This window comes from Aeromonas sp. QDB34, assembly GCF_027705405.1.
Taxonomy (GTDB): Bacteria; Pseudomonadota; Gammaproteobacteria; order Enterobacterales; family Aeromonadaceae; genus Aeromonas; species Aeromonas hydrophila.
On record NZ_JAPDBT010000008.1, the window covers coordinates 12,122 to 35,180 of the forward strand.

The 23,059-nt window shown below is 61.7% G+C and carries 22 protein-coding genes; 16 read left to right on the forward strand and 6 right to left on the reverse strand.

Features of this window, described 5'->3' with window-relative positions; translation table 11 throughout:
* The first annotated feature begins 83 nt into the window (after positions 1 to 83).
* From OKC29_RS12445 to OKC29_RS12465, 5 genes are all read left to right on the forward strand, one after another.
* On the forward strand, positions 84 to 1,847 hold the full coding sequence (locus OKC29_RS12445) for a polysaccharide deacetylase family protein (protein ID WP_162275797.1): 1,764 nt from the start codon (positions 84 to 86) through the stop codon (positions 1,845 to 1,847).
* Positions 1,848 to 3,062 carry an O-antigen ligase family protein gene (locus OKC29_RS12450; protein WP_123785056.1) on the forward strand — a complete coding sequence of 405 codons (1,215 nt, stop codon included), beginning with the start codon at positions 1,848 to 1,850 and terminating at the stop codon, positions 3,060 to 3,062.
* Positions 3,059 to 3,724 carry a glycosyltransferase family 25 protein gene (locus OKC29_RS12455; protein WP_073352198.1) on the forward strand — a complete coding sequence of 222 codons (666 nt, stop codon included), beginning with the start codon at positions 3,059 to 3,061 and terminating at the stop codon, positions 3,722 to 3,724. The genes OKC29_RS12450 and OKC29_RS12455 overlap by 4 nt, the downstream gene beginning before the upstream one ends.
* A gap of 82 nt (positions 3,725 to 3,806) precedes the next feature.
* Positions 3,807 to 4,835 carry a glycosyltransferase family 9 protein gene (locus OKC29_RS12460; RefSeq protein ID WP_162275796.1) on the forward strand — a complete coding sequence of 343 codons (1,029 nt, stop codon included), beginning with the start codon at positions 3,807 to 3,809 and terminating at the stop codon, positions 4,833 to 4,835.
* A gap of 55 nt (positions 4,836 to 4,890) precedes the next feature.
* Positions 4,891 to 6,003, forward strand: a complete 1,113-nt coding sequence (locus tag OKC29_RS12465; protein WP_073352196.1) for a glycosyltransferase family 9 protein — start codon at positions 4,891 to 4,893, stop codon at positions 6,001 to 6,003.
* Here the strand turns inward: OKC29_RS12465 and OKC29_RS12470 are convergent.
* Both OKC29_RS12470 and OKC29_RS12475 read right to left on the reverse strand, forming a co-directional pair.
* Positions 5,939 to 7,006: a glycosyltransferase family 9 protein gene (locus OKC29_RS12470; protein WP_060390998.1), complete on the reverse strand. Its 1,068-nt coding sequence runs from the start codon at positions 7,004 to 7,006 to the stop codon at positions 5,939 to 5,941. The genes OKC29_RS12465 and OKC29_RS12470 overlap by 65 nt on opposite strands.
* A 166-nt stretch (positions 7,007 to 7,172) precedes the next feature.
* Positions 7,173 to 8,036: a YicC/YloC family endoribonuclease gene (locus OKC29_RS12475; protein WP_011707879.1), complete on the reverse strand. Its 864-nt coding sequence runs from the start codon at positions 8,034 to 8,036 to the stop codon at positions 7,173 to 7,175.
* A 416-nt stretch (positions 8,037 to 8,452) separates the two neighbouring features.
* Between OKC29_RS12475 and rph the strand changes: the two genes are divergently transcribed.
* From rph to OKC29_RS12520, 9 genes are all read left to right on the forward strand, one after another.
* Positions 8,453 to 9,169, forward strand: a complete 717-nt coding sequence (gene rph, locus OKC29_RS12480) for a ribonuclease PH (protein ID WP_039213069.1) — start codon at positions 8,453 to 8,455, stop codon at positions 9,167 to 9,169.
* 74 nt (positions 9,170 to 9,243) lie between these two features.
* Entirely contained in the window at positions 9,244 to 9,897 is a 654-nt protein-coding gene (gene pyrE, locus OKC29_RS12485) for an orotate phosphoribosyltransferase (RefSeq protein ID WP_073352194.1), read from the forward strand.
* A gap of 181 nt (positions 9,898 to 10,078) precedes the next feature.
* On the forward strand, positions 10,079 to 12,499 hold the full coding sequence (locus tag OKC29_RS12490; RefSeq protein ID WP_073352192.1) for a heavy metal translocating P-type ATPase: 2,421 nt from the start codon (positions 10,079 to 10,081) through the stop codon (positions 12,497 to 12,499).
* A 10-nt stretch (positions 12,500 to 12,509) separates the two neighbouring features.
* On the forward strand, positions 12,510 to 12,899 hold the full coding sequence (gene cueR / locus OKC29_RS12495; RefSeq protein WP_010635698.1) for a Cu(I)-responsive transcriptional regulator: 390 nt from the start codon (positions 12,510 to 12,512) through the stop codon (positions 12,897 to 12,899).
* A 126-nt stretch (positions 12,900 to 13,025) separates the two neighbouring features.
* On the forward strand, positions 13,026 to 14,180 hold the full coding sequence (locus tag OKC29_RS12500) for a GGDEF domain-containing protein (RefSeq protein ID WP_017409683.1): 1,155 nt from the start codon (positions 13,026 to 13,028) through the stop codon (positions 14,178 to 14,180).
* 30 nt (positions 14,181 to 14,210) lie between these two features.
* A complete protein-coding gene (locus OKC29_RS12505; protein WP_005306857.1) occupies positions 14,211 to 14,474 on the forward strand; it encodes a YihD family protein in 264 nt (87 codons plus the stop codon).
* A gap of 199 nt (positions 14,475 to 14,673) precedes the next feature.
* A complete protein-coding gene (gene ccoG, locus OKC29_RS12510; RefSeq protein WP_073352191.1) occupies positions 14,674 to 16,122 on the forward strand; it encodes a cytochrome c oxidase accessory protein CcoG in 1,449 nt (482 codons plus the stop codon).
* Between the two features lie 88 nt (positions 16,123 to 16,210).
* Positions 16,211 to 17,200, forward strand: coding sequence for a serine/threonine protein kinase (locus tag OKC29_RS12515; RefSeq protein WP_073352190.1), 990 nt, complete (start codon positions 16,211 to 16,213; stop codon positions 17,198 to 17,200).
* Between the two features lie 137 nt (positions 17,201 to 17,337).
* Positions 17,338 to 17,946: a thiol:disulfide interchange protein DsbA/DsbL gene (locus OKC29_RS12520; RefSeq protein WP_011707872.1), complete on the forward strand. Its 609-nt coding sequence runs from the start codon at positions 17,338 to 17,340 to the stop codon at positions 17,944 to 17,946.
* Positions 17,947 to 18,021: 75 nt separating this feature from the next.
* Here the strand turns inward: OKC29_RS12520 and pncB are convergent, their stop codons facing one another.
* Both pncB and OKC29_RS12530 read right to left on the reverse strand, forming a co-directional pair.
* Complete coding sequence (pncB, locus tag OKC29_RS12525) at positions 18,022 to 19,200, reverse strand: nicotinate phosphoribosyltransferase (protein WP_029302345.1); 1,179 nt, start codon at positions 19,198 to 19,200, stop codon at positions 18,022 to 18,024.
* Between the two features lie 101 nt (positions 19,201 to 19,301).
* Positions 19,302 to 19,937, reverse strand: a complete 636-nt coding sequence (locus OKC29_RS12530) for a nicotinamidase (protein ID WP_073352188.1) — start codon at positions 19,935 to 19,937, stop codon at positions 19,302 to 19,304.
* 75 nt (positions 19,938 to 20,012) lie between these two features.
* Between OKC29_RS12530 and OKC29_RS12535 the strand changes: the two genes are divergently transcribed.
* Positions 20,013 to 20,663, forward strand: coding sequence for an NUDIX hydrolase (locus OKC29_RS12535; protein WP_011707866.1), 651 nt, complete (start codon positions 20,013 to 20,015; stop codon positions 20,661 to 20,663).
* Between the two features lie 33 nt (positions 20,664 to 20,696).
* Positions 20,697 to 21,182, forward strand: coding sequence for a DUF523 domain-containing protein (locus OKC29_RS12540; RefSeq protein WP_073352186.1), 486 nt, complete (start codon positions 20,697 to 20,699; stop codon positions 21,180 to 21,182).
* Here OKC29_RS12540 and OKC29_RS12545 read toward each other — a convergent pair.
* Together OKC29_RS12545 and OKC29_RS12550 are read right to left on the reverse strand one after the other, a co-directional pair.
* On the reverse strand, positions 21,128 to 22,084 hold the full coding sequence (locus tag OKC29_RS12545; protein ID WP_024945523.1) for an acyltransferase: 957 nt from the start codon (positions 22,082 to 22,084) through the stop codon (positions 21,128 to 21,130). The genes OKC29_RS12540 and OKC29_RS12545 overlap by 55 nt on opposite strands.
* The gene (locus OKC29_RS12550) at positions 22,078 to 22,992 is read right to left on the reverse strand and encodes an acyltransferase (RefSeq protein WP_029302342.1); all 915 of its coding nucleotides are present in this window, start codon (positions 22,990 to 22,992) and stop codon (positions 22,078 to 22,080) included. The genes OKC29_RS12545 and OKC29_RS12550 overlap by 7 nt, the downstream gene beginning before the upstream one ends.
* Between the last annotated feature and the right edge of the window lie 67 nt (positions 22,993 to 23,059).

Sequence of the window (23,059 nt, forward strand, 5' to 3'; positions counted from 1 at the left end):
AGACAAGCCGGAAGCAGGCCATACCTGCTTCCGGCGCTGTTGTTTGTCACGGTTTTTCTCAGTCTCTACCGGGTAACCACGCAATGAACATATTGATGGCACTCTCCCAGCTCGAAGTGACGGGCGCTGAGGTCTATGCCACCACGGTCGGTAACGAACTGACCCGGCGTGGCCACCAGGTTTTCTACGTATCGGACACCCTGACCAAGCCCACTCAGGGTGAGGTGTTCAAGCTGCGATTCAACAAGCGCAGCATTCTGCGCCGCTTCTGGCACGTGTTTTATCTCGTCTACCTCATCAAGAAACACCATATCCAGCTGGTGCATGCCCACTCCCGCGCCTCCGGCTGGAGCAGCTATGTGGCCTGCAAGCTGACCGGCACCCCCATGATCACCACGGTGCACGGCCGCCAGCCGGTGCATGCCTCGCGCAAGGCCTTCCATGCTCTCGGCTTTCGAGCGGTGGCGGTGTGCGAGGATATTGCCCACCAGATCATCGACAATCTGGGGGTGGATCCGGCCATCGTGCAGGTGCTGCGCAACGGTATCGAAACCGACAAGTTCCAGCCTGTGCCGACGCCGGATAATGACAAACCGGTGATCGCCATCATTGGCCGTTTGAGTGGCCCTAAAGGGGAGCTTTGCTATCGCCTGCTCGATGAAGTACTCGATCTGGATGCCTGCAAGGTGCGGATTGTCAGCGGTACCCGCGTGCCCGAGCGTTTTGCCCGTTTTCAGGATCGTGCCGAGTTTGTCGGTTATGTCGATGATGTGCCTGCTCTGCTGGCGGGGTGTGATCTGGTGATCGGTGCCGGTCGGGTGGCGATGGAGGCCCTGCTCTGCGGTCGTCCCGCCTTTGCCATCGGTGAAGCCAAGGCCATCGGGCTGGTGACCGAGCACAATCTGGATGAGGCGCTGGCCAGCAACTTCGGCGATATCGGCCCCCAGGATCTGGCGATCGATTTTGCCGCACTGAAGGCACAGATTGCCCCGGCGCTGGCCAGTGGCACTGTCTCTGATGCTGTCCGTCAGCGCATTCAGGTCGAGTATGGCTTGGCGGGGGTCGTCTCCGGCCTGGAGTCCATCTATCAGGATGCGGTGGTCGAGACCCTGCGCCGCGAGATGCCGGTCATCATGTACCACCGCTTCATCGAGCATGACAGCGAGAAGGGGGTGCATGGCACCTGGATGCCGATCGCCATGTTCGAGAAGCACCTGCGCCTGCTGAAGTGGCTGGGTTATGAGACTCTGACGTTCCGCGATCTGGCGGACAAGGGCTTCATTCACCGGCTGCAATACGGCAAGAAGTACCTGATGATCACCGCTGACGACGGCTATCAGGACAACCTGACCCGCATGCTGCCGCTGCTGGAAAAATATGGTTACAAAGCCGTGGTATACGTGGTCACGGGGGAAGGGTATAACCGCTGGGATGTGGAGCATGCGAGCAACCCCGACACCCGGGTGGACCTGATGAATGGCGAGCAGCTCAAGGCGCTGGCGGCCTCCGGCCATGTGGAGATCGGCGGGCATACCCTGACCCACCCCAGGTTGAGCAAGCTTGCACCCGAGCAGCAAGCTCATGAAATCCAAGAGAACAAACGACAGCTCGAAGCCCTGCTCGGCCACCCTCTGCTGTCGTTCGCCTACCCTTATGGGGATATGGATGAGAGTGCCAAGGCGCAGGCGATGGCGGCGGGCTACCGTTTTGCGGTTGCCACCAATAGCGGGCCCAGAGCCATGCACCAGGACCCTTTCCGGATCCGCCGCATTGCCATTTTCCCGCGTACCGATGTTTTTGGCCTGTGGCGCAAAATCCGGGGTAACTATGTCTTCAGGAAGTCTTGATTGATGCTCAGCAGAAGCCTTGCCTTGCTCGATAGAACAACCACAGCCCTGTTTGCGCTGACCATCCTGTTCTCCTTTTGCGGCCTGTTTCTGGCCCCTTTCGGCCAGAGCATTCAATCCAATCTGCTGGCCGTGACCGGCATATTCGGTTTGTTGAATTACTTTGTCGGCAAACAACGGGATGTGGGGCTCAAAGACCGTCGCATTCTCTGGGGGCTGCTGGTCTATGCCGCCATGATCTTCATCAACCGGTTGATCCACGGTGATCAATACGGAGTCATGCGCGGGCTGTTTTATGTCGTAGTCTTTGCGCTGATGATGCCGCGCAAACCCGTGCTGCTGATGCTGGGGTACCTGGCCATCGTGCTGGGCGGGATGGGATTGGGCATCCTCAGCATCTGGCAATACCAGCACGGCATTGCCAGGGTGGAAGGGTTTACCAACGCGATCCTTTTCTCGCAGGCTGCGCTGACGCTGGCCATCCTCAACTGGTTTGTCTTCCAGCAAAAACAGTTGCCTGGATGGTTGAGGGGGGGGAGCCTGCTTGGCTTGATTGCGGCCCTGTTTGCGCTGTATCTCTCCCAGAGCCGGGGGGTCTGGCTCGCCTTCGGGATCATTCTTGCCTACGTCATCTGCTACAAGGCCTACTTCAAACCGTGGAAATACATCGCGGTAGCTATCCTATGTATGGCTACGACGGGGGCAATATATCAAAATAATCAATTGGCACAGACTCGAATACTTTCCGCCGTATCTGAATACAAGTTGGTAGAAGCAGGTGCATATTACTCGTCTTGGGGCTTGCGCGTTGTGGCATGGCAGAGCGCCTGGCTAGGGTTTTTGGATGCACCCTTGGCCGGGGTGGGGACAAATGGATTTGACGCACTGAAACGAAGCCAGGCTGAGAGCGGGGCGCTATCTCCATCTATTCTTAGCCCAGAGCTGGCCCATGCCCATAATCAATATATGCAGAACCTGGTCGTTCGCGGCAGCATAGGATTTATCGCACTGGTTATCTTTCTTGGCCTGCCGCTCTATCTGGCGGCGAACAATATAAGCAGGATTTCAGCGGGTGTGCTGGTTCCCCTCGCGTTTGCCATTAACTCCCTAAGCGATGTGCCGTTTGAGCATCAAGGGGTGCTCTATCTGTACACACTCAGCCTGGTTTTCATCTGGTTTTCCCATGAGTTTAAAAAGGATACCTGCACGTCATGATTCCGGTTTTTGTCATCAGTTTGGCTCGCAGCGTTGAGCGACGGGCGATGGTTGTTCATCAGATGGCGCATCTGGGCATAGATTTCGAGTTTGTAGATGCAACCGACGGGAAGGCGCTGAGCAGTGCCGAGCTGGCCAAGGTGGATTTGGAGCTGGCCAAAGAAGTATGTGGCCATGAACTGAGTTTTGGCGAGATTGGCTGCGCCATGAGCCATATCCGAGTTTATGAGCGCATCGTCGCCGAGGGTATTGAGCGCTGCGTGGTGCTTGAGGATGACATCTACCTGCACATGCACAGCAAGGCGATCATCGAGACGATAGTGCACTCCTGCCAGTCCGAGATCGTCTTCCTGCATCATGGCAAAGCCAAGCGCTGGCCATTCCTGTCATCCCTGCCCGGTGGCTACCGGCTTGCCAGGTACCTGACACCCAGCCGCTCCTCCAAGCGAGGGGTACTCTCTACCGCTGGGTATGTGCTGACTCTGGCTGGTGCCAAGAAGCTATTGCAGTGCGCCTATCCGCTGCGAATGCCTTCCGATTATCTGACCGGTCGCTTGCAGCTCAACGGCCTGTCTGCCTCCGGGGTGGAGCCCTGCTGTCTGGATGTGGATCTGTTTACCACCACCATTGATGACAGAGCCTACGGTCACTATCTGAAATAGTATTGGGCGTGCCGACGGCGGCTGTTGGTTGGCAGCCCTGTCAGCCTTGCCGACGCTGCTGGCCATACAAGCTGGATAACCCATGAATCTCAAGAAGTTGCTTACCCACTCCATTGCCAGATGGCTGATCGGCAGAGCACCTGACGCCGTCCCATGCCCCGCCGGGGCGAAGGTGAAGCGGGTGCTGGTGGTCGGTTATGACGCCATCGGCGATTTCATTCTCACCCTGCCCGCCATTGCCCGGCTTAGAGAGATCTACCCCGCCGCGCGCCTCGAGCTGGTATGCAGCCAGCGCAACCAGCTGCTGGCAGCGTCGGTCGCCAGGATCGATGAGTGTCACGTGATCACCCTGAACGACACCCTGTGGCCGGCGAGCATGTGGTGCAAGCTGCGTGAACTCAGGCAACGGCAGTATGACCTGGTGATCAATCTGTTTGACGAGCCCGACGATATCGCCATGGCCAAGTTGCTGTTGCTGGCCAACGGGCGCTTGCAGTCGTTGCCCCTGCGCTTCAAGAGCGAAGGGCAGCAGAAGTTGCTGCCGCTGTTCAACAAGAAGGCCACCATAGTGTCGTCACGCCCCATCCAGGATCACTTCGTCTATCGCATGCTCAGCGTGGCAGGTGATGCGGCTGGGGTGCCGGCCACAGTACCATCGCCTTGCAATGAGCAGCTCGATACCGGCGTATATGGCCGCTATCTGCTGGTCAACCTGACGGGCAGCCAGGTCGGCAACTCGATGACGGAGGCACAGATTGACGGGATTCTGGCGCAGTTGCCTGCTTATGAGGGGATCTCCTACTTAGTCTTCTCCAAGCAGCCAGTGGCCTGTTCGCGGCAAGACATGAGAGTGCTGTTTCCAGACACCATTCTCGATGCCGCCAAGATCATCAAGGATGCGCGAGGGGTCATCTCGACCGATACCTCCATCATCCATATCTCCTCTTCCTTCGGGGTGCCCACCCTGGTGTTGATGAACAACGAGTGCTGGCGCGATGCCTTCATTCCGTTGGCGGGTCGCAATATCATCCTGCGCTCGACCACGGACAATCTGGCCGCTTTGTCACCGGCCGAGATCAGCCGCCAGGTCGATGCCCTGATGGCGCTCTAGTCGTGTCAGCCTGTTATCATCTTTTTTCCAACTCAACGGCCCTTCTGGTGGATTCATGTCATTAATCAACGATCTGCAACTCCAGCGTGACATTCTTCGCCGCAAGCTGGGGCAGCTGCTGTTCGATCGCAAGCGGCCGGCCCCGCGGCATGAGTGCAAGGGGAAGATAGTGTTGCTGCGCTGGGATGCCAAGCTGGGCGATGCGATCGTCTCGTCCTGGGTGGCCCGCGAAATCAAGCGCGCCAGCCCGGAGCGGGAAGTGTGGATCGTCACGACTGCGGCCATGGCTCCCCTGTTTCGCGATCATTTCGGTATGGACAAGGTGATAGAGGTGCCCAAGCGGCCGGGCTATGGCCAGCTCAAGCGCCTGGCACACTCGCTGGGGGAGGTGGAGTGTCTGGTGCACTTTGGCAAGATGCTGAAAATGAAGGACATCTACTTCATCAGTCAGGTGAGGGCGGATTGGGTTGCCGGCATGGACGATGCCCTGCAGGCGGTCAACCTCAAGCTGGGCAAGGCCTCCAGCGGCATGCACTTCTCCGACAAGTTCGCCCTGCTGTTGCAGCGGCTCGGCGTGACCAATCCGGACCAGCAATACATAGTCCCGACCATGAGCCCGCCCGATGCGCTGGCCAGCTGGTGGCCAGCCGAGCCGGTCCTCTGTTTCAACCCCTACGGCAGTGGCAGTTCCCGCCGCCTGCGGCCCGAGCTTATCCGCCAGATGGTTGAGCAGATGCTGGCGGCCGGCTCTTGCGCCATCTGCCTGCTCTATCCGCCGGGTATGGAGGAGGAGGTGACCGGAATTCGGGCAGGCTTGAGCCGACCGGAGCGCCTGCTGCTGTCACCAGATGCGCCCTCGCTGGCCGGGCTGTTTGCCCAGCTGCGCCAGTGTCAGGGGCTGATCTCGGTGGACACGGCGACGGTGCACATCGCCGCCGGGTTGCACAAGCCCATTCTTGGCCTCTACAACCCGGACATAGGGGGCGGCAACGAGAACTTCCTCGAGTGGCACCCAAACTCCCCGTCAGCCACCGTGCTGTTCTCGACCAATACCCGGGAGCAGGATATCAACTCTCTCGATCTGGCCGAATTCGAGCGTACTTTCAGGGCGTGGCAGCTTGCCAATCAGGCAGCGCTGTCAGCCTCTCCATCACCAGCTCGGGAGTGATGGCGCGCAGCAGGGCTTCATCGGTGAAGTCCTTTTCCGCGTTCTGCGGCAGCTGGAAGTCGGGTCCCTTGGCATCGAACACATCGATGGCCTGATAGCGGGGGTGGTTGACCGGGTTGGCGATGATCTTGTCGCCGCCCGGGGCCACTATGGTCAGCAGGGGCAGGTCGATGGCCTGCGCCATATGCCGTGGGCCGGTGTCATTGCCGACAAACAGCCGGCAGTGGGCGAGCAGCCCCACCAGCTCCCGTACCGAGCGGGTCTTGATGTGGTCGAAGACGCTGGCTTGCAGGGCGGCGGGTAGCAGCGGTTTCAGGCCGCGGTTGTACTCCTCTTCCCCCGGCCCGCAGTAGATCAGGATCTGGGCGTCGTGCTGCTCGATCAGCCACTGGGCGACCTTGGCGAAGCAGTCGATGGGCCAGCGCTTGTAGTGCCCGAGCGAGTTGACGCCCATGGCGATCAGCGGGCGGTTCAGGTCGACGCCGGCGGCCAGCAGGGCGTCCTTTCCTTGTTGCTTCTCTTCTTCACTCAGCCAGAGGTAGTAGTTGCGATCCTCGCTGGCCAGCTTGAGCGGCTTGAGCAGCGAGAAGCGATCGTCGACCAGGGTGCTGTTGCCCTGGAATTCGGTGTCCTTGCGAAAACGCACGATGCGGTTGTGGCCGAGCCGCCAGGGGAAGGAGTCAAAGCCGATGCGCAGGCGGGCACCGGAGAAGAGGCAGCTGAGCAGGCCGATCATCTGGCCCTGGCTGTTGACCACCACATCGTAGCGCTCGCGGCGAATGGCCAGCAGCAGATCCTTCATGTAGCGCCACCCATTGCGCCTGGCCTTCTCGATGATGATGAGCCGATCGATATTGGGATTGCCCTGCGCCATACCCGCGCAATAATCCATGACCAGATAGTGAACCTCGCCGCTTGGGTCATTCTGCTTGAGGTTGTTGCACAGCGCGGTGGAGATCAGCACATCCCCTATCTGTTTGGTTTGAACTACAAGGTATTTCATAAGACAGGCCTCAACAGAGGTCATGGTTGATCGTCAGCGTGACAGCATACCCCACAAGTGAGTCAGATGCTGTCGGTGCGGCGTGAAAATCCGATCTGGCGCAAGCCGCCAACCTGGCGCGTCGTCAAATGAAAGAAGCCCGTCGTTGACGGGCTTCTTGTATCGATTACTCGATGTTCTGAATTTGTTCGCGCATTTGCTCGATGAGCACCTTCAGCTCGACGGCGGACTGGGTCACCTCGGCGTTGATCGACTTGGAACCGAGGGTGTTCGACTCACGGTTGAACTCCTGCATCATGAAGTCGAGACGACGGCCGCAGGCGCCACCCTTCTTCATGATCTTGTTGGTTTCGCTGATGTGCATCTCCAGACGATCCAGCTCTTCGGCCACGTCGATCTTCTGGGCCAGCAGCACGATCTCCTGCTCGATGCGGGCCGGATCCAGCTCAACCTTGGCTTCGGCCAGCCGGTCGGTGAGCTTCTGGCGCTGCCACTCGATGATCTGCGGCAGGTGGACGCGCACCTTCTTCACTTCAACCTGAATGCCAGCCAGACGCTGTTCGATCAGGGCCTTGAGGTTGGCCCCTTCGCTGGCGCGGGAGGCAAGGAAATCTTCCATGGTCAGGTCAAACCCGCCCAGCAGCTCGGTGGCGACCGCATCCATGTCCTGCTCGGCGGCAGCCATCACGCCCGGCCAGCGCAGCACGTCGACCGGGTTGAGCTGGCCCTGGCCCGCCTCTTTCATCACCCAGTTGGCGCTGTCGATGATGAGCTTGGCCAGCTCTTCATTGATGTGCAGCTGGCTGGCAGCGGCTTGCGCGGCCTCAAAGCGCAGGTTGCACTCCACCTTGCCGCGCTGCAGCTTGGCGCGGAAGCGCTCACGCAGAACCGGCTCCAGGCTGCGCAGTTGTTCCGGCAGGCGAATGTAGGTCTCCAGATAGCGCTGGTTGACCGAACGAATTTCCCAAACGGCTGTGCCCCAGTCGCCCTTGAGTTCCTTGCGGGCGTAGGCGGTCATGCTGTGAATCATTGATTGTTCCGGGCTTGATGAAGTGTGGGGCCAGTATACTCAGCCAGCCCTGCTCCGTCAGCCGACAGCGTGGTTTTAGCGGCTGATATTTGGGCTGGGATGGCTTAGGGTCTGCTGGTGCTTTGTCACGACCGCGACGGGGTCAGTTTTTGTGCGGGACTAGGCGCGAGGCGTGAAGTGTGGTCGTTCACATGAGCCGCCGAGTAACGACGTTACGCGCAAAAAACTGGCCCGTCCCTACGGGTTGCGCTGCAAATGACGTCATGCGTTGTTGCAGGGCTTGTCAAGGGAGTGGTGGCCATTGCCTGCGCCCCGCGCCTAGCTTGACGTCATTTGTCGCAGCAACGCGGCTTGCGCCAAAGCGCCAGCAGACCCTATACTCCTGCGCCAATTCAGCCAGCCCAGAGGTCCGTCCCATGTCACGTCCCAGCGATCGCACTGCCGCGCAGCTTCGTCCGGTCACCATTACCCGCCACTTCACCAAGCATGCTGAAGGGTCCGTGCTGGTGGAATTCGGCAACACCCGCGTGCTCTGCACCGCCAGCGTCGACACCAGCGTGCCGCGCTTCCTGAAGGGGAAGAATCAGGGCTGGGTGACCGCCGAGTACGGCATGCTGCCGCGCTCCACCCACTCCCGGATGAACCGCGAAGCGGCCTCCGGCAAGCAGAGTGGCCGCACCCTGGAGATCTCCCGGCTGATCGCCCGCTCCCTGCGCGCCGCGGTAGACCTGACTGCGCTGGGCGAGCACTCCATCACAGTTGACTGTGACGTGCTGCAAGCCGACGGTGGCACCCGCACCGCCGCCATCACAGGTGCCTGCGTGGCGCTGGTGGATGCGCTGAACTGGATGGTCGAGAAGGGCATGCTCAAGCAGAGCCCGCTCAAGCAGATGATCGCTGCCGTCTCCGTCGGTATGTATGAAGGGGAAGCCATCTGCGATCTGGAGTACATCGAAGATTCCGCCGCCGAGACCGACATGAACGTGGTGATGACCGAAGATGGTCGCATCATCGAGGTGCAGGGCACCGCGGAGGCCGAACCCTTCACCCATGAAGAGTTGCTGGAGATGCTGGCGCTCGCCAAGGGCGGCATCGCCGACATCATTGCGCTGCAGAAGCAGTCACTTGCATGATTTTAAAAACGCGGCATTGACCGCGTTTTTTTATACCCCACGAAAGTAAACGACAAGCCAAGCAAGGAGCCAGAATGAAAGCCTACCAGCGTCAATTTATCGAGTTCGCCCTGGAGAAGCAGGTCCTCAAATTCGGTGAATTTACCCTGAAATCCGGTCGTAAAAGCCCCTACTTCTTCAACGCCGGTCTGTTCAACAGCGGCCGCGATCTGGCCCGTCTCGGCCGCTTCTATGCCGCCGCCCTGATGGATGCCGGTATCGCGTTCGATGTGCTGTTTGGCCCGGCCTACAAGGGGATCCCCATCGCCTCCGCCACTGCGGTGCAACTGGTGGAGCAGCACGACGTGGACGTGCCCTGGTGCTTCAACCGCAAGGAGGCCAAGGATCACGGCGAGGGCGGCAATCTGGTGGGCAGCCCGCTCAAGGGGCGCATCATGCTGGTAGATGACGTCATCACCGCCGGCACCGCCATCCGCGAATCCATGGATCTGATCCAGGCCAACGGCGCCTCGCTGGCTGGCGTGCTGATCGCGCTGGACCGTCAGGAGAAGGGCAAGGGCGAGCTCTCCGCCATTCAGGAGGTGGAGCGTGACTACGGCGCTCACATCATCGCCATCATCCAGATGAGCGATCTGATCCAGTATCTGGAAGAGAAGCAGGCCGAGCAGCCGGAGCTGGCGGCGCAACTGGCCGCCATGAAGGCGTACCGCGCCCAGTACGGTATCTGAGTCGCAGTTCACACCGCGCAATAGCTGAATGCGGCGCCCGTTGGCTCTCTGGCAGCAAACGGGTGCCGTTTTTTTTCATCCGCAAAAAGTGGATCATGTGGCTTGAGCTTACCCTTACAGTAAAGGTTAGGGTTTGTTGGTCGGCGCTCATTCTGGCCGACTGGTTCCGGGGAGGAACAACATGACCACTCATCTTCAATCACCGATTCATCTGCAGTTGCCGCTCAGCGGCATGAGCTGCGCCAACTGCGCCGGCCGCATCACGACCGCCCTTAACAAGCTGGAGGGGGTAGAGGCCACCGTCAACTTCGCACTGGAGCAAGCCGCCATCGACCTAGCCAGCCCCGACCGTTTGCCGGCGGTGCTGGAGAGCATCAAGGCGCAGGGTTACGACTACGGCAGCGAGACCATCCTGTTTCAAATCACCGGCATGACCTGTGCCGGTTGCTCGGCCCGCCTGAACAAGATGCTGGCAGCGCTGCCCGGCGTCATCTCTGCCGACGTCAACTTCTCCATCGAGCAGGCCCGTATCGTGCTGGTACCCGGGATGCAGACGCCCGCGGCCCTGCGCGAGCAGATCGAGGCGCTCGGCTTTGGCGCCCAGTTGGCGCAGGGCTCGGCCAGCGGCCGCCGCCAGCAGTTGCTGGAGCGGGAAGCGCAGGAGGCCGCCAGCGCCCGTCAGGCGCAAACCCGGGTCATCGTCTCGGCCCTGCTGACCCTGCCGCTGCTGGCGGGCATGCTGGCCATGGCCGGTCTGCTGCCCTGGCATCTGCCCGCCTGGCTGGAGCTGGTGCTCGCCACCCCGGTGCAGTTCTGGATCGGCGCCCGTTTCTATCGCGGTGCCTGGCTCGCCATCAAGAACCGCTCCGCCAACATGGATGTGCTGGTGGCGACCGGTACCAGTGCGGCCTACTTCTACAGCCTCTATCTGCTGCTCAACCTGGGGATGGCCGCCAGCGGCCAGCTCTATTTCGAGGCAAGCGCCATCATCATTACCCTGATCTCCCTCGGCAAGTTGCTGGAAGCCAGGGCCAGACGCAGTACCCAGTCCGCCATTCGCGAACTGATGGCGCTGCGGCCGGAAACCGCCACCGTCTGGCGTGGCGAGAGCTGGCAGAGCGTCGCCATCGACGAGGTGCTGCGCGGCGATCGGCTGCGGGTGCTGGTGGGTGAGCGGGTGCCGGTAGACGGCAGAATCGTGAGCGGCGCCAGCGAGCTGGACGAGTCGATCCTCACCGGCGAGAGCCTGCCGGTGCCCCGCGGTGAGGGCGACAAGGTGCTGGGCGGTGCCATCAACCGCTCCGGCGTGCTGGAGATCGAAGCCACTACGGTGGGGGAGGACTCCAGCCTCAGCAAGATCATCGCACTGGTGGAAAACGCCCAGATGGGCAAGGCGCCGCTGCAACAGCTGGTGGACAAGGTCTCCGCCGTGTTCGTGCCGGTGGTGATGGCCATCGCCCTGTTCACCCTGCTGGTGTGGTACGCCATCAGCAACGACTTCGGTCAGGCGCTGCTGGCGGCGGTGGCCGTGCTGGTGATCGCCTGTCCCTGTGCACTGGGGCTGGCCACACCGGCGGCCATCGTCACCGGTACCGGGGTGGCGGCGCGCCACGGCATTCTGATCAAGGATGTCGATACCCTGCAGAAGGCCCACGCCATCAAGGCGTTGATCTTCGACAAGACCGGCACCCTGACCCAGGGCCGGCCGGTGCTGGCCAGCTGGAGCGGCAATGACGAGCAACTGCGCCTCGCCGCCGCCCTGCAGCAGGCGAGCGAACACCCGCTGGCGCTGGCCATGCGCGAGGCAGTCGGCAAAGAGGCTACGCTGCCCCAGCCGGAAGCCGTCGAGGTGCGGGTCGGGGCCGGTATTGTCGGTCAGGTCGCTGGCCACACGGTCGCCATCGGCAATGGCTCTTTGCTGGCCCTGCTCGGTATTGCACCGCCACAACAGGATGAACAAGCCGCCGACGGCGCGACCCGGGTCTGGGTGGCCATCGACGGCGTGGTGGCCGGCATAGCCGCACTGGCCGATACCCTGCGCCCCGAGAGCCCGGATGCCATCGCCACCCTGCGCCAGCGGGGCATCGCCAGCTGGCTGGTGAGCGGTGATGCGCCGGCGCCGGTGGCCCATATCGCCGCCAAGCTGGGGCTGGACGGGGCCTTCGACTCCGTGCTGCCGGCCGGCAAGGTGGAGAAAGTGGAGGCGCTGCGGGCACAAACCAGCGGGCTGGTGGCCATGGTGGGGGACGGGGTGAACGACGCCCCGGCGTTGGCGGCGGCGGATGTGGGTATCGCCATGGGCTCCGGCTCCGACGTGGCGATGGAGACCGCCTCCATCACCCTGATGCGGTCTGACCCGCGGCTGGTGGCCGATGCCATCGACATCTCGGCGGCCACCTGGCGCACCATCCAGCAGAACCTGTTCTGGGCCTTCGTATTCAACATCATCGGCATTCCGCTGGCGGCGCTGGGTTACCTCAGCCCCGAGCTGGCGGGGGCGGCCATGGCCCTGAGCAGCATCACAGTATTGAGCAATTCCCTGCTATTGAAACGCTGGCAGCCGCGGGCTCTCGCCCAGGTCAGCACAGAATCGAACCGTTAAGGAGTCATCCATGAACATCAGCAAGGTAGCCAAGGCGACGGGACTGACCGCCAAGACCATTCGCTACTACGAGAGCATCGGCCTCATCTCGGCGCCGGTCCGCAGCGACAACGGCTACCGCAGTTACACCGAGGGGGCGCTGCGCGAGCTGCGCTTCGTCAAGCGGGCGCGGGAGACCGGCTTCAATCTGGAGGAGTGCCAGGAGCTGCTGGCGCTCTATCGGGACGAGCACAGAACCAGCGCCCAGGTGAAAAAGCTGGCGCAGGAGAAGATCGTCGATCTGCGCGCCCGCATCGCCGGCTTGCAGGCCATGCTCAGCTCCCTCGAGGGGCTGGTCGGCTGCTGCCACGGGGATGAAAACCCCGAGTGCCCGATCCTCGACGAGCTGGAGCGCGGCTGAGCCGTCTCTGCCGGCAGGCCTGGGCCTGGCATCATCGACTGACTAACCGCTTAATAACGGACGTTTTATTGTTGGCTCCGAAGGGGTAGTGGTAGACTGTGCGGCTCTTGTACAGGGAGTACGCAGTTGACCCAGAGTGTGACACGTCAGGTGAAGCAGGCCATCATGGCCCAGCTCTATACCCACGCCTCATTCAGCCTGCCTTGCCTGGGTCTGCTGGCGCTTGGCTGGAGCCTGCTGTTCCACGACTACCTGCCTGCCGCCGAAGCGCTCGGCTGGCTGGCCGGGGTGTTGCTGCTGCTGATCTGCCGAGGCTGGCACCTGCGCTGGCGCCAGCCCAGGCTGGCGCAGATCCCGCTGCCGGTGCTGGAGCGCGAGCTCTTCATCGGGGTGACCATCACCTCCATCATCTGGGCGCTGGGTGTGCTGCTCTACATGGACAAGCTGCCCGACACCTATCGCGCCGCCATGATGATGCTCTCCAGCCTCATTCTCACCGGCAGCGCCATCATGCTGTTCGGCAGCCGCCGTTCGCTTTACGGCGCCGTCTTGCCGCTCGGGCTGGCCATGCTGTTCGAGCTGGGGGCGGGCAACGAGCAGGAGCGGATCGTCTCCTGCATGCTGGCGGGCTACCTGTTCGTCTTCCTGCCGACCCTGCTGCGCCGCCTGCGGCGGGATCAGGTAGCCTCGCTTTACCACCGTTTCTCCAACGCCGATCTGGTGGCCGAGCTGAAGGCGGTCTCCGAGCACCTCAAGCTCACCTCCCGCTTGGACGGGTTGACCGGCATCGCCAACCGGGCCCACCTCGACTACTGCCTCGAGCGCGCCTGGCGTCGCTGTCACCGGGCCCGGGCGCCGCTGTCGCTGGTGCTGGTGGATGTGGACTACTTCAAGCAATTCAACGACCTGTACGGCCATCAGCTGGGGGACGAGTGCCTGCAGCAGGTGGCGGGTCTGCTGGCCGAAGTGCAGCGGCGCGAGGACGATCTCGCCGCCCGCTACGGCGGCGAGGAGTTCGCCCTGCTGTTGCCCTGTACCAGCATGCAGGGGGCGCTGCAGATCGCCGAGAACGTGCGGGTGGCGCTGAAGGATTTGAGCATTCCCCATCAGAAATCCCTGGTCTCCGGTCGGGTCAGTTGCAGCTTCGGGGTGGCGACCCTGGTGCCGGATCAGAGCCTCTCTATCAGCGAGCTGATTCAAAAAGCGGATGCGGCCCTCTACCAGGCCAAGCATAATGGGCGGGATCGTATCGAAGTAGCCTTGATGGGTAAGGTTGCCTGAGTTTCACAAGACAGATTAAAGAGGTCGTCTATGCAATGTCATCGTATCGAAGAGCTGCTGGAGTTGTTGCAGCCTGCCTGGATCAAGGAACAGGATCTCAGCCTGGTGCAGTTTGTTGCCAAACTGGCCGAGGAAGCGGGATTTGAAGGTCCTCTGTCCGAGCTGACCGACGACATGCTGATCTACCACCTCAAGATGCGGGAATCCGACAAGCAGGCGATGATCCCCGGCCTGGCCAAGGATCACGTGCCCGACTTCAAGGAAGCCCTGCTCAAGGCCCGCGGCATCAAGTAAAGATTGCTCCAGCTGGAGCCTCTATTGGTGTTCAAAAGAATCTCTCAAAAAGGCGTTTCGTCAACTGGCGATACGTCTTTTTTGTTGCTTGAAATTGCGACGCCACTCGAACATTAGATACATTTTACCCACACAATTAGCAGGCTGTTTAAGATATAATCCGCTCCATAACAATTAATGAGTGGAGCGAAGTGTTGCAATGGCCGACCAGGACAAGATCGATATCAAGGATGTCACCGGCGATGTAACGGGGACATACAACCCCAATACCTTCAAAGCGAGCGATGACAGGTTCAATCCCGGCAACCGCATCTACGTGAGGGCCCAAACCGGCTACTGGCAGCGGGTGCGCAAGGCCATGGGCTGGTTCTTCGTGGTGCTCTTCGTCGCCATTCCCTGGTTGCGCTATGACGGTCGCCAGGCCGTGCTGTTCGACATCGGTCACCAGCAGTTCCACATCTTCGGTGCCACCATCTGGCCGCAGGACCTGACCCTGCTGGCCTGGATCTTCATGATTGCCGCCTTCGGGCTCTTCTTCGTGACCACCTTCCTCGGCCGGGTCTGGTGCGGCTATCTCTGCCCGCAGACGGTGTGGACCTTCATGTTCATCTGGTTCGAAGAGAAGCTGGAAGGGGCGGCCAACAAGCGCCGCAAGCTGGATGCCTCGCCCTGGAACGCCGAGAAGCTGGCCCGCAAGGGGGCCAAACATCTGGCCTGGATCCTGCTGTCGCTGGGTACCGGCCTCACCTTCGTCGCCTACTTCCAGGATGTGTTCAAGCTGGTGCCGGACTTCTTCACCCTGCAGGCCAGCGGCTGGGTCATCTTCTGGGTGGTGCTGTTCGCCGCCTGTACCTACGGCAACGCCGGCTGGATGCGCGCCATCATGTGCATTCACATGTGCCCGTATGCTCGCTTCCAGTCCGCCATGTTCGACAAGGACACCTTCATCGTCGGCTATGACGCCAAGCGCGGTGAAACCCGTGGCGCCCGTGCCCGCAAGGCCGATCCCAAGGCGCTGGGGCTGGGGGACTGCATCGACTGCGACCTCTGTGTGCAGGTCTGCCCGACCGGCATCGACATCCGCGACGGCCTGCAGTACGAGTGCATCAACTGCGGCGCCTGCGTCGATGCCTGCGATCAGACCATGGAGCGGATGGGCTATCCGAAGGGGCTCATCAGCTACACCACCGAGCACAAGCTGGCCAACGACTCCACCCACGTGGCGCGGCCCAAGCTGATTGGCTATGGCCTGGTGATGGCGGTGATGCTGGGGGTGTTCGTCTACAACGCCATGTCCATCATGCCGATGGGGCTCGATATCCTGCGGGATCGCAACCAGCTGTTCCGCGAGAACAGCGAGGGGCTCATCGAGAACACCTACACCCTGAAGATCCTCAACAAGACCCTGCATCCCCAGACCTATCAGCTGGATGTGGAGGGGCTGCCGGAGCACGAATGGTTCGGCCCGCGCGAGGTGACCTTGAAGGCGGGCGAGATCTTCACCCTGCCGGTGAGCGTAGCGGTCGACCCCTTCAACCTGAAGAAGCCGACCCTGGACATCCGCTTCGTGCTCAAACGCGAAGGGGCGGCCGCGGACGACAGCAAGGGGATCCTGCGCCAGCCAAGCAAGTTCATCAGCCGGCTGTGACCGCCACCATGGCCGGTTTTAGCCGGTCATCGGGCGCGGCAATGATAAGCAGTAGTGATAGAATGGGGCGCAACGGCGCCCCTTTCTCATGGTGGATGACATGCGTTTCAACTATTCCGACCTCAATCCCGATCTCATCATGGATGCGCTGGACCTCAGCGGCCTGCGTATCGACTCCGGTCTCATCGAACTCAACAGCTACGAAAACCGGGTCTACCAGTTTCAGGATGAAGATCGTCGCCGCTACGTGGTGAAGTTCTACCGTCCTGGTCGCTGGAGCCGGGCCCAGATCCTCGAAGAGCACGACTTTGCCGCCCGCCTCAATGAGGCGGAGATCCCGGTTGCCGCCCCCATCGCCTTTGCCGGTGAGACCCTGCTGGAGCATCAGGGCTACCCCTTCGCCATCTGGCAGAGCGTGGGGGGCCGCCAGTTCGAGGTGGACAACCTCGACCAGCTGGAGTGGGTGGGGCGCTACCTCGGCCGCATCCATCAGATAGGGGCCAGCCGTCCCTTCCACCACAGAGTCCGGCTCGATGTGGAGAGCATGCTGCACGAGCCGCGTCAGCTGCTGGCGTCCGGCGAGTGGCTGCCGAGCGGGCTGGCCAAGTCCTTCTTCGGGGTACTGGACGAGCTGATCAAGCATGTCAGTGACGCCATGACCCTGGACGTGGCCCAGATCTCCCTGCATGGCGACTGCCATCCGGGCAACATCCTCTGGCGCGACGGCCCCCTGTTCGTCGATCTGGATGACTGTCGCAGCGGCCCCGCCATCCAGGATCTCTGGATGATGCTGAGCGGCGAGCGGCACGAGCAGCTGATCCAGCTCGATACCCTGTTGGCGGGCTATGAAGAATTCATGGAGTTCGACCCGCGCGAGCTGGCGCTGATCGAGCCGCTGCGGGCCATGCGCATCGTCCACTACATGGCCTGGCTGGCCCGGCGCTGGGAAGACCCCGCCTTCCCGCGCCACTTCCCCTGGTTCAACACCGATCACTACTGGCGCCAGCAGATAGCGACCCTGCACGACCAGCTGGAAGCGCTCAAGGCACCGCCCCTGACGCTGACGCCTGGCTGGTGATGAGGGAAAGAGAGCGGGCGGCAGACGGGACTCGCGCACCCAGCTTGACCATTGACTGCGCAGTGGTGACGCAATAGGCTTGGCACTGCTTCGGTTCGCCGGGCGTGCCTCACAGTGATCCCTTAACAGGAAACGTCATGAAAAAAGTACTATTTTTCCTTGCTGCCATGCTGATGATCCCCATGGTTCACGCCGCCCCCGAATTCAAGGAAGGCGTCAACTACGATGTGGTCAAACAGACCGGTAGCGCCCAACCGGAAGTGCTGGAGTTCTTCTCCTACTACTGCCCCCACTGCGCCAAGTTCGAGCCGATTGCCGAGGATCTGAAGAAGAACCTGCCGGAAGGCGTGCCGATGAAGAAAAACCCGGTGGCCTTCCTGGGCCGCGAGATGGGTCCGGAGATGCAGCGTGCTTACGCCGTTGCCAGCCTGCTGAATGTTGAAGGCAAGCTGACCCCGGCCATCTTCGACAAGATCCACACCCAGCGTCAGTACCCGCAGAGCCGTGCCGACGTGAAGCAGATCTTCGTGGACAACGGCGTGCCGGCCGAGGAGTTCGACGGTGCCGTCGACAGCTTCGCCGTCTCCGGCATGGTCTCCCAGTTTGACCGCAACACCGAGAGCTACAACATCCGCGGTGTGCCGGCCTTCCTGGTCAACGGCAAGTACATGGTGAAGATCGAATCCATTACTTCCCAGGAGCAGTTCAACCAGCTGGTGAAATTCCTGCTGGCCAAGAAAGACTGATCCCGCCAGACCCGATGAAAAAAGCCCGCCGGTGTAAACCGGCGGGCTTTTTGTTTGCCATCAGATTGGCCGAAGTCAGACCCCGACGTGGAACGCCTGCTTGAGGTTGCGGATGAAGTCCGCATCCCGGCACAGGGTCTTGCCGGGGCTGTCGGAGATCTTGGCGACTGGGCCGCCGTTGCACTCCATCAGCTTGAAGACGATGTTCATCGGGCTGACGCCGGGTAGATCGCAGGTGAGCTTGGTGCCGATGCCGAAGCTGGTGTTGATGCGGCCGCGGAAGTGACGGAACAACTCGACCGCCTTGTCGAGGTTGAGGCCATCGGAGAACACCAGCGTCTTCTCGGTGGGGTCGATGCCGAGCCGCTGATAGTGGCTGATGGCCTTCTCACCCCACACCACGGGATCGCCGGAGTCGTGGCGCAGCCCCTGATAGCGGCTGGCCAGCTCGAAGTCGAAGTCGCGCAGGAAGGCATCCATGGTGATGCAGTCGGTGAGCGCGATGCCGAGGTGATTGGTGAACTCATCCAGCCAGCTGGTGAGGGCGGCCCGCTGGCTGTGCTCGAGCGGGAAGCCGAGCTGCTGGTGGGCCTGGAACCACTCGTGGGCCTGAGTGCCCACCGCCGGCAGGCCATATTTCTGGGCCAGCAGGTAGTTGCTGGTGCCGCGAAACGCCGGCAGCCGCTCCTTGAGGCGACCCACCACCGCATCCTGCACCGCGAGGGAGAAACGGCGCCGGGTGCCGAAGTCGATGAGGTTGAACTCGTTCATCTCCTCCCGGCTCAGCTCCCGCTCCAGCTTGTCGATCTTCTGATCGAGCCGCTCCAGCGCCTGACTGACGCCAAACTGGGGGTAACGGAAGCGGTTGCGCATCTCGCTGATGATGGCGAGCACCGGGATCTCCCACAGGATCACGTCCTGCCAGGGGCCCTCGACCCGCACGTTGATGCGACCGTCCTGCTCGAACACCTTGAGCAGGGAGGCATCCAGCGGCTTGCGGCGCAGGTGGTCGAGGTAATCGGCGGTAAAGAAGGGGCGCTCGGCCAGGAAGTTGAGCTCGGGCCTGGTCAGCCGCAAGGAGCCGGCAAGGTGCAGCTGCTCCTCAATCTGGCCCATCATGGGCAGCAGATCCTCTTCATTGCGGCTGTGGAACTCGGCCACCACCTCGGCATCCGGATAGCGATGGAACACCGCCTGCTGCATGTGCAGCTTGTAAGCATCTGTATCGAGCAGGCTGTTGAGTATGGGTGGCATATCAGACTCCCCGCAGGCGGGTGAACGCAAGAGCGCTCCCCTGCCGCTTTTGTAGATTGCAGACGCCGGTATCGGGCAGGCTGATGAGAATGAGGGGCATATCAGGCGTCCAGCAGGCGTTGTACATCGATCAGGCTTTGGGCGAGTTCGGCGCCGGCCTCGATCATCTGGGTGTGGGCGCTGGCAACCGTCTCGGGGGTGATGCCACGACAGGCATCGAGATGGACGATCACCCGGAAGCCGGCGCGGCGCAGCTGCAGCACGCTGGTCTTGACGCAGTAATCGGTGGCAAGGCCACCGGCCAGTACGGTAGTGACGCCGCGGGCGTGCAGAAACTCGATGAGTCCGGTGCTGCGGCGCTCGGCCAGATCGTGGAAGCAGGTGCCGTAGGGGTGCAGATCCGGCTCGACCCCCTTCCAGACGAAGAAGTCGTAATCGACCGGGGCCGGCAGGCCGTCGAGCAGTTCGAAGCCGCGGGTACCCGGCACGCAGTGCACCGGCCAGGTGAGGTCGGCGTTGGGCAAATCCAGCGGCAGCAACATGCCGGCGGGATCGCTGACGGCCCAGGCGGCGTTGGCGGGATGCGAATCCTTGCTGCCGATCCGCAGGCTGGCGAGGGTGGCCTGAGCGTTGAGCGCAGCCACAATATCATCCCCGCCCGCGACGGGCAGTTCGTTCGGGCAGAGGGGGGTAAAGCCCTTCTGCGCATCAATATCCAGGCTGGCGACGGTTCCCATTGAGTGGCTCCTGCACATACTATTCGTGTGATATTATCTACCAAACATTAATCGAAGGCGAGCAGGGCGATCGGCATGTTGAGAATGAGTCTGGATATGGTGGTGCTGCGGTTGAACGAGGAGCGGCTCGAGCTGCTGCTTGAGACCCGCGATCGCCCACCCTTTGCCCACTGCTGGCAACTGCCGGCGCTGCGCATCGACGAGACCCGGGATCGGGATCTGGACGCGGCTCGCCATCGCCTGCTGACCGAGTGGGGGCTGGGCCACTGCTACAGCGAGCAGGTCTGCACCCTCGGCAATCTGGAGCGGGATCCCCGTGGCTGGTCCACCACCCTGGTCTATCTCTGCCTGGTGGACTCCGAGGTCGAAGCCGTGCACGGCTGCTGGCACCCGCTCTGTGACCTGCCGGGGCTCAGCCTCGCCTTCGACCACACCCAGCTGATCGCCCGGGGGCTGGAGCGGCTGCGGATCAAGAGCCGTTACAGCACCTTGCCGCTGCAACTGCTGGGAGCCGAGTTCACCCTCTCCGAGGTGCAGCGGGCCTTCGAGATCATCCTGCAGACGCCGATGAACACGGCGGCCTTTCGCAAGCGGATCCACCGCGCCGGCATCCTGCTGGATACCGGCCGCAAGCGTACCGGCAAGCAGCGCCCCGCCATCCTCTACCGGATGGAGAGCCCCTGCTGCGTGATGTTCGATCAGGTAATGAACGGAGCGGAGGCATGAGTGGCCCAGGTTTTAGCCAGCGGGGAGCAAAGCATGAGTGAGACCAGCGTGCACAAGGTGCTGGTCAGCGCCTGCTTGCTGGGCCAGCCGGTGCGCTACGACGGTCAGAGCAAGGGCATTGTCAGCGACTGGCTGCGCGAGCTGGGGGCTGAAGGACGAGTGCTGGCGTTTTGCCCCGAGGTGGCGGGTGGCCTGCCGACTCCGCGCCCCCCTGCCGAACGGCAGGGCGAGCGGGTGGTGACAGAGGGTGGAATGGATGTGACGGCAGAGTTCGATCACGGCGCCCGGCTGGCGCTGCAACTCTGCCAGGCTCAGGGCATTCGCTTCGCCCTGCTGAAGGAGGGGAGCCCCTCCTGCGGCAGCGGCCGCATCTACAACGGCCGCTTCGAGGGGCAATCCGTGGCGGGCGAGGGCATGACCACGGCCTTGTTGCGCCGCCACGGCATCCGGGTGTTCAGCGAGGATCAGCTGCCCGAGCTGGCCTCGGCGCTCGCCTTGGCTGCCTGCGGCTCGGCCTGAGCCGCCGCATCGGCTGCCTGCCACTGCGCCAGCACGGCGTCCTTCTCCTGCCAGCGCTGGTTCAGCCACTGCTGGAAGCCGCGTTTGAACTGCTTGTCGTTGAAGTAATCCCCCACCAGCTGCTCATCCACCGGCAGCTCCTCGATCCGTACCCGGATGCGCTTCATCCGTCCCATCAGGAAATCCTTGAAGGGAGTTTCTGGGTTGTCCGGGTAGCTGATGGTGACGTTGATCAGGCTGTCGAACTGCTCTCCCATGGCCGCCAGGGTGAAGGCCAGCCCAGCCGCCTTGGGCGACATCAGGTGCTGGTAACGGGAGCGGGAGGCGTCGCGCTTCGCCTCGGTGAAGCGGGTCCCCTCCACGAAGTTGATAACGGTGGTGGGGATGTGACGAAACTTCTCGCAGGCGTTGCGGGTGGTCTCGATGTCTTTGCCGCGCAGATGCGGATTCCTCAGCAAAAACTCCCGTGAGTAGCGACGCATAAAGGGCATGTCGAGCCCCCAGCAGGCCAGCCCCAGCAGCGGGATGTAGATCAGCTCGTGCTTCATGAAGAACTTGGGCACCGGCAGCCGGTCGCGAAACAGATGACCCAGCACCACGATATCGGTCCAGCTCATGTGGTTGCTGATGATCAGATACCAGCCATCCTTGCGCAGCCGGGTGTCGTCCTCCACCTGCCAGTCGATGCGGGTGGTGAGGCGGATGACCAGGGCGTTGCAGGCCAGCCACAGGCGCATGAAACGGTTGTTGAGGCGACTGCAGGCACGGCCAAAGGCCGGGATCGGCAGCAGCAGCTTGGCCAGTGACACCAGCAGGATCAGGCTGGCGCACAGGGCGGTAAACAGTATGGTCAGGCCGGCGCTGATGAGCAGCACCAGCGGACCCGGGAGCAGGGTTAGCATGGCGTCGTTGAGGGCGTCTTGTCCGCCAGCAGCTGATCCAGGGTCTGGTCCTTCTCGTGCCAGATCCCGTTCAGCCACTGTTGAAACTCTTGTTGGAACTCGGGGTCATTGAAGTAATCCCCCACCAGATTGCGTTCGATCGGCAAAAAGCGGACTCGAACCTTGATCTCCTTGACCCGACCGCACATGAAGTCCCAGTAACTGGGGATGCCGTCCGGATAGGCGATGGTCACATCCACCAGCTTGTGCAGCTGATCACCCATGGCCGCCAGGGTGAAGGCGATGCCGCCCGCCCGCGGGTGCAGCAGGTGGCGATAGGGTGCTGCCTGTTTGTCGTGTTTGCGGGCGGTGAAGCGGGTGCCCTCCACGAAGTTCATCACACTGACCGGAATATGGCGGAACTTGGCACAGGCCTGGCGCGTGGTCTCTATGTCTTTTCCCTTCAGATGCGGTTTCTTTTCCAGCAACTTGCGCGAATATCGCCGCATGAAGGGGAAATCCAGCGCCCACCAGGCCAGACCGAGAAAAGGTACCCAAATCAGTTCTTTCTTGAGGAAAAACTTCAGGAAGGGGATTTTTTGATTAAAAATCCGCTGCAGTACCAGTATGTCGACCCAGGATTGATGGTTGGCAATCACCATATACCACTCATTCCGGCGCCCTTTGTCCACTCCGACCACATCGAAAGGGGTTCTGATGATGGTTTTCTGGATCAGGTTGTTGAAACCGATCCAGCAGCCGGCACTGCCATCCAGCAGCGCGTTGCAGAGGGTGCGCCAGCCCTTGAGGGGCAGCAACAGCTTGAGCAGGCCCAGCGTGAGGATGGGGATAAACCAGAACAGGGTGTTGAGAAAATAGAGCAGGGTCGAGAGGCTGCCGCGCAGTCGCTCAATCAGCTTGTTGGGCATGGGTCGGGTCCGTCTTGCTGTCGATAAGGGGCCATCAAGTGGTCAGATCTGTGGCCATAATATCAGC